Below are 7,278 nucleotides of genomic sequence, written 5' to 3'. Positions count from 1 at the left end.
CGCATCCGGCGGTCGCGCAGGCCGTGGTCGTCGCTCGTTCCGACGACACCGACACCCCCGGCGTCACCGACACCACCAAACGACTCGTCGCATACCTGGTCCTCGACGGCGCACAGAACGCCGATGCCGTGACCGCCGAACTCCGCGCTTTCGTGGGCTCGCGACTGCCGGAGTACATGGTGCCGTCGGCGTTCGTGGTGTTGGACGGGTTGCCGTTGACGGTGAACGGCAAGGTGGACAAGGCCGCTCTTCCGGCGCCGGTGTTCTCCGGTGGTGCTTATCGTGCGCCTGCTTCTGCGGAGGAGGAGTTGCTGGCGGGTGTGTTCGCCGAGGTCTTGGGCGTGGACCGGGTCGGGGTTGATGATGACTTCTTCGCCCTGGGCGGGGACAGCATCCGCTCGATCCAGGTGGTGACCCAGGCCCGTCATGTGGGTCTGAGTGTCAAGGCGCGGGATGTCTTCGAGGCCCGTACCGTCGCCGGACTCGCTCTGCTGGCCGGCGCCAGTGGCGGGGCCGGGGACCGTGCCGTGCTGGAGGAACTGCCCGGGGGCGGGGTCGGTGAGGTGGGGCTGCTGCCGATCGGTCACTGGATGCTCGACCGGCAGGGCTCGCACGGCCGTTACGCGCAGTGGATGGTGCTGGACCTGCCCACCGGCATCGACCACGACGGTCTTGTCGCGACGTTGTCGGCGGTCGTGGACCGGCACGACATGTGGCGCTCCCGCCTGATCCCCGGCCACGGCCACGGCCACGGCAGCGGCATCGGGGAGGAGCCGAAGCTGGTCGTCGACGAGCCCGGCTCCGTCGACATATCGACTCTGCTGCATCGCGTCGAATGCGACGGCGGCAGTGACGAGAAGGCCTGGGGCGGGCTGATCTCCGCGGAGCTGGACCGGGCCCTGGACCGTCTGGACCCCGCTGCCGGGACCATGCTGCAGTTCGTCTGGTTCACCCCGACCAGCACCAGCACCAGCACCAGCGTCGGAACCGGCCTCGGCACCGGCGCTGACAAGGGCCGCCTTCTCGTCGTCGCCCACCACCTCGTCGTGGACGGTGTCTCCTGGCGCATCCTCGTCCCGGACTTCATCGAGGCGTGGCAGGCCGTCGAGGCGGGCCGCGCCCCCCTCCTGTCCCGTGTCGGCACGTCGGTCCGACGCTGGAGCGCGGCCCTGGCCGAGGATGCCCGGAGTCCCGAGCGCGTCGCCGAACTGGGCCACTGGACGTCGGCCCTCGCCGACCCCGACCCCGACCTCGGCTCCCGGCGCCTCGACGCCTCGCTCGACACCACGGCCACGGCGGACCGGGTGCGGGTGCGGTTGTCCGCCGAGGTGACCGAGACGCTGCTGACGCGGCTGCCGGAGGTGTTCCGCTGCGGTCCCGACGACGCCCTGCTGACCGGTGTCGCGCTGGCCGTCGCGGCGTGGCGGCGGACCCGGGGCGGCTCGGAGCAGTCGGTGCTCGTGAACATGGAGGGCCACGGCCGCGAGGAGGACGTGGTCCCGGGCGCGGACCTGTCGCGGACCGTCGGCTGGTTCACCACGCTCTACCCGGTGCGGGCCGACGTCGCCGGGATCGATCTCGACGACGCCTTCGCCGGCGGCCTCGCCGCAGGCCGGGCGGTCAAGGCGGTCAAGGAGCAGCTGCGCGCGGTCCCCGACAAGGGCATCGGCTACGGCCTGCTGCGCCACCTCAACCCCGACACCGCCCCCATCCTTTCCCAACTGCCCACCGGACAGATCGGCTTCAACTACCTCGGCCGGTTCTCCGGCGCCGAGATGCCCGAGAGCCTGCGGGGTCAGGGCTGGGCGCCCGTCGCGACGCTGGAGGGCGTGTCCGCCGAGTTCGACGCCGACATGCCGCTCGCGCACGCCCTCGACATCAACGCGGTCGTCACCGACTCCGCCGAAGGCGCCGCCCTGCAGGCGACGTTCGCCTACGCGACCGGCGTCCTGACCCGCGACGAGGCCCAGGCGCTCGCCGATCTGTGGGTGGAGGCGCTGACCGGTCTCGCCCGTCATGCCGCCGTCGACGGTGCCGGCGGGCTCACGCCCTCTGACCTGCCGATGGTGTCGCTGTCCCAGCTCGAGATCAATGTTCTGGAGGCCCGGCACCAGGACGTGGCGGACGTCTGGCCGCTGACACCCATGCAGTCGGGTCTGCTGTTCCACGCGATGCTCGCCGGTCGCGAACTGGACCCGTATCAGATGCAGTTCGCGATGCACCTGGACGGCGTGGTCGACCCGGCGCGGATGCGGGCGGCCGGGCAGGCGCTGCTGGACCGGTACCCGAACCTGCGGGTCGCGTACGGTTTCGGCTCGGACGGGGAACCGGTGCAGATCGTGCCGGCCCGCGTCGAGCTGCCGTGGGAGGAGATCGACCTGCGGGAGCTGCCGGAGGGCGAGCGGGAGGCCCGGCTGGCGGAGCTGCTGGCCGCCGACCGCCGGGACCACTTCGACGTGCTGGCGGCGCCGCTGGTCAGGATGAAGCTGATCCGGGTCGGTGAACGGCGCTTCGAGCTGGTGCTGATGGCCCACCACCTGCTGTTCGACGGCTGGTCCACTCCGCTGCTGATGCAGGACCTGATGGGTCTGTACGTCGAACACGGGGACGGGTCGGCGCTGCCGAGGGCCCGGAACTACCGGGACTTCCTGAAGTGGCTGACCCGGCAGGACCGTGAGCTGTCCGCGCGTACCTGGGCCGGCGAACTCGCGGGCGTGACCGAGCCGACGCTGCTCGCGCCGCGGGCCCGGCAGGCGGACACGGACGGCGGGATGGGCCGTCACCAGGTCGGCCTGGCACCGGAGCGGGCGGAGGCGCTGATCCGGCGCGCCGCCGAGCTGGGCGTGACCGTCAACACCGTCGTGCAGGGGGCCTGGGCGATCCTGCTCGGTCAGCTGACGGGCCGTACGGACGTGCTGTTCGGCATGACCGTCTCCGGCCGCCCGCCCGCCGTGCCGGGTGTCGACGCGATGATCGGGCTGTTCATCAACACGCTTCCGGTCCGGGTCCGTCACCAGCCCGGTGACTCGTTGGCCAGGGTGCTGACGGACCTGCAGGAGCGGCAGGCGGCGCTGCTCGACCACCATCACCACGGCCTGGTCGACATCCAGAAGTCCACCGGTCTGTCCACCCTGTTCGACACCATCGTGGGCTTCGAGTCCTATCCGGTCGACAAGGAGGCGCTGACCCGGCCGATCGGTGACTCCGGGCTCACCGTCAGCCGGTCGACCCCCGTGGACGGCACGCACTATCCGCTCACCCTGATGGCGGCGCCCGAGCCGCTGCGGATGTCGCTCCAGTACCAGCGGGCCGTCTTCGACCCGGCCACCGTGGAACGGATCTCCGAGCGCTACGTCCGGGTGCTGGAACAGATCATCACCGATCCGTCCGTGGCGGTCGGCGCGATCGACGTCCTCACCCCCGCCGAGCGGGCGCTCGTGGTGGAGGAGTGGAACGACACCGCGCGACCGGTGGCCGGCACCACGCTGGCCGGTCTGTTCCAGGCCGTCGTGACGGCGTCGCCGGACGCGGTGGCCGTCACGGACGGCATCCGGTCGCTGACCTACGCCGAGCTGGACGCCCGCGCGGGCGTGCTCGCCGCGGAGCTGGCCGAGGCCGGTGCCGGCCCCGACCAGGTGGTGGCGCTCGCGACACGGCGCTCCGTCGACTACGTGGTGGGGCTGCTGGCCGTGATCAGGGCGGGGGCCGCCTACCTGCCCATCGACCCCCAGTACCCGGGGCCGCGCGTGGCGTTCATCCTGGACGACGCCCGTCCCGTGGTGATCCTCACCGACCGCGAGACCGATGCGGGACTGCCCCGGTCGGAGGTGCCCAGGATCCACCTCGACGCCGGACGGACCGCCGGGTCCCGTCCGGACCCGGACCGGCGCCCGGCTCCGCTGCCGGAGCACCTGGCCTACGTCATCTACACCTCCGGTTCCACCGGTACACCCAAGGGTGTCGCCATCACCCACCGCAACGCCGCCGACATGGCACTGCACGGCTGGCCCGAGCCGGGCGGCCGGACCCTGCTGCAGTCCTCGATCTCCTTCGACGCGTCGGCGTTCGAGACCTGGCCCGCCCTGCTGGGCGGCGGCACCCTGGTGGTCGGCCCGGCCGACGCCGGAGATGTCGACGCGCTGGCCCGGGTCGTCGCGGAGCAGCGGGTGACGGCCCTGTTCGCGGTGCCCGCGCTGCTGGAGATGCTCGCCGCGGACGATCACGAGCTGGCATCCCTGGAGCGGGTCGTCACCGGCGGGGACGCGGTCTCGGCGCGGGTGATCGAGGAGTTCCAGCGCAGGCGTCCCGGTGTCGACGTCGTCAACGCCTACGGCCCGACCGAGATCACCGTCGACGCGACGTACCACACCGTGTCGGATCCGGGGCAGCTGCCGTCCGGTGCCGTCCCGATCGGTGCGCCGCTGCCCAACACCCGTGTCTACGTGCTGAGTCCGGGGCTCGTCCCGGTCCCGCCCGGTGTGGTCGGTGAGCTGTACGTCGCCGGCGCCGGGGTGGGGCGCGGGTACCGGGGGCGGCCGGGGCTGACCGCGCAGCGGTTCGTCGCCGACCCGTTCGACCCGGCGGGCGGCCGGTTGTACCGGACCGGTGACCTGGTGCGCTGGAACGGTGACGGCGAACTGGTCTTCGCCGGGCGTAGTGACGACCAGGTCAAGATCCGCGGTTTCCGGATCGAGCCGGGCGAGGTCGAGTCGGTGCTCGCCGGGCATCCGGCCGTCGGGCAGGCCGTGGTGGTCGCCCGGGATGCCGAGGCCGGCCCCGGGACCCGGGACCTGGTCGGGTACGTCGTACTGGACAGGGAGGCCTCGCTGGTCCGCCGGGAGACGGTGGAGGAGGAGTCGGTCGGCCAGTGGACGGAGGTGTACGACGACCTCTACGCCCACAAGGAGGCGTACATCGCCGAGGAGGCCGGCTCCGGGGCGCAGGCGCCGCCGACCGAGTTCGGCGAGAACTTCCAGGGCTGGCACAGCAGTTACTCCGGGGCGCCGATCGAGCTGAGCGAGATGCGGCAGTGGCGGTCCGCGGCCGTCGACCGCATCCGTGCCCTCGCGCCGTCCCGGGTGCTGGAGATCGGTGTCGGCTCGGGTCTGCTGCTGGCCCCGCTGGCCCCCGAGGTGGACGAGTACTGGGCGCTGGACTTCTCGCGCGCCACCATCGAGTCGCTGAAGGCGCAGATCGGCGCGCTGGACGCGCCGTGGGCCGACCGGGTCCGGCTGGAGACCCGGCGGGCCGACGACATCGACCACCTGCCGGCCGGGTACTTCGACACGATCGTCGTCAACTCGGTGGTGCAGTACTTCCCCAACGCCGGCTATCTCATCGACGTCATCGACAAGGCCCTGAGGCTGCTGGCGCCGGGCGGCTCGGTGTACCTCGGCGACATCCGCAACCACACGCTGCTGCGCGAGTTCGCCACCGAGGTGCAGCTGGCACGCGCGGACGCCGGCACCACCGTTGAGCAACTGCGCGAGCGGGTGCGGCTGGAGATCCTGGCCGAACGCGAACTGCTGCTGGCCCCGGAGTTCTTCACGGCTCTGCCCCGGCTGCTGCCCACGATCGGCGCGGTGGACATCCGGCTGAAGGACATGGACGCGGCCAACGAGTTGAGCCGGTACCGCTACGAGGTGGTGCTGCGCAAGGAGCCGGCCGAGGCGACCTCCCTGGCCGGTGTCGCGCCGGTCGCCTGGGACGGGTTCGGCTCGCCCGAGGTGCTGCGGCGGTTCCTGGCCGAGCAGCGGCCGGAGAGCGTGCGGGTGAGCGGCATCCCGCACCCGGAGGTGCGGCCGGTGACCGACACGGTCCACCGGCTGGACACCGTCCCGGGGCGGCTGCCCGCCGCCGAGGTCCGGCGGCCCGACGGCGACAGGGAGACGCTCACGCCGGGCGATGTGCGCCGGCTGGGGGAGGAGCTCGGCTACCGGGCCGTCGTCACCTGGTCGGCCGTGCCCGGCCGGATGGACGCGGTCCTGCTGCGGACGGGTGCGGAAATTCCGCTCACGGACGTCTTCCTGCCGGCCGGTCCGGTGACCGTGCTGTCCGAACACGTCAACGACCCGGACGCCGCGGGGCGCGTCGACGACCTGCGCCGCTTCATGGCCGACCGGCTGCCCGACTACATGGTCCCGGCGGCGTTCGTCGTGCTGGACCGGCTGCCGCTGATGCCGAACGGCAAACTGGACAAGGCGGCCCTGCCGTCCCCGGTCATCACCGGCAACGCCTACCGGGCACCGCGCACGGTGGAGGAGGAGGTGCTCGCGGGTGTCTTCGCGGAGGTGCTGGGCGTGGACCGGGTCGGCATCGACGACGACTTCTTCGCGCTCGGCGGGCACTCCCTGCGTGCCACCCGGCTGATCGGCCGGATCCGGGGCGCCCTGGGCGTGGAGGTCCCGCTGCGCGCCGTCTTCGAGTCCCCGACGGTCGCCGGACTCACCGCGCACCTGCGGCCGGGCGCCGGGACACAGAACGCCGACCCGTTCGCGGTCGTACTGCCGCTGAAGAGCGACGGCACCCGCAATCCGGTGTGGTGCCTGCACCCCGGCGGCGGACTGAGCTGGGCCTACCTCGGCCTGTCGGCGAGCTTCCCGGACCGGCCCGTCAACGGTGTCCAGGCCCGCGGCTTCGACGGGGTGACCCCGCTGCCCGAGTCCATCGACGCGATGGCCGAGGACTACCTGGAGCAGATCCTGGGCATCCAGCCGGACGGGCCGTTCCATCTGCTCGGCTACTCGTTCGGCGGCGTCCTCGCGCACCTGATCGCGGTGAAGCTGCGCCGGCGCGGCCTCGAGGTCGGCATGCTCGCCCTGCTGGACGCCGCGCCGCGAAACGGTGCGGACGCCTACGAACGGGCCGACTACGAACGGCTCATGCGCGCCGAACTGGAGAAGTACTTCGGCGCGATGCGCGGCGGCGACGAGTACCTGCAGATGATCGACGTCGCCACGGCGATCATCACCGACCACCACGAGAAGCTGCAGTCGTTCGTCTCCCCGGTGTACGAGGGCGACGCCCTGCTGTTCACGGCGATGCTGGGGCGCGGGCCGGGTGACCCGGCCGGCCGGGAGAAGTGGCGGGAGCACATCACCGGCACGCTCACCGAGCACGAGGTGGCGTGCACCCACCACGACATGCATCTGCCGGAGAGCGCCGCGTTCATGGGCGCGATCATGAACAGGGAGCTGGACGGCCGCGCGTGACACGGTGAGGGCGGGGCCGGGAAACGCGACGAGGTGGGCCGATTGCCGGCCCACCTCGTGGAACTGC

General features: G+C 72.2%; 1 protein-coding gene. It reads left to right on the top strand.

The window, feature by feature from the left end; genetic code table 11:
* On the top strand, positions 1-7,211 hold a 7,211-nt coding region (locus tag ACWCPN_RS34370; RefSeq protein WP_451214461.1), incomplete at its 5' end, for an amino acid adenylation domain-containing protein.
* Between the last annotated feature and the right edge of the window lie 67 nt (positions 7,212-7,278).

It is taken from the genome of Streptomyces sp. NPDC002386 (genome assembly GCF_053593175.1).
The sequence above is the reverse complement of the archived record's forward strand: the minus strand, read 5'-3'. Positions and strand labels throughout refer to the sequence as shown.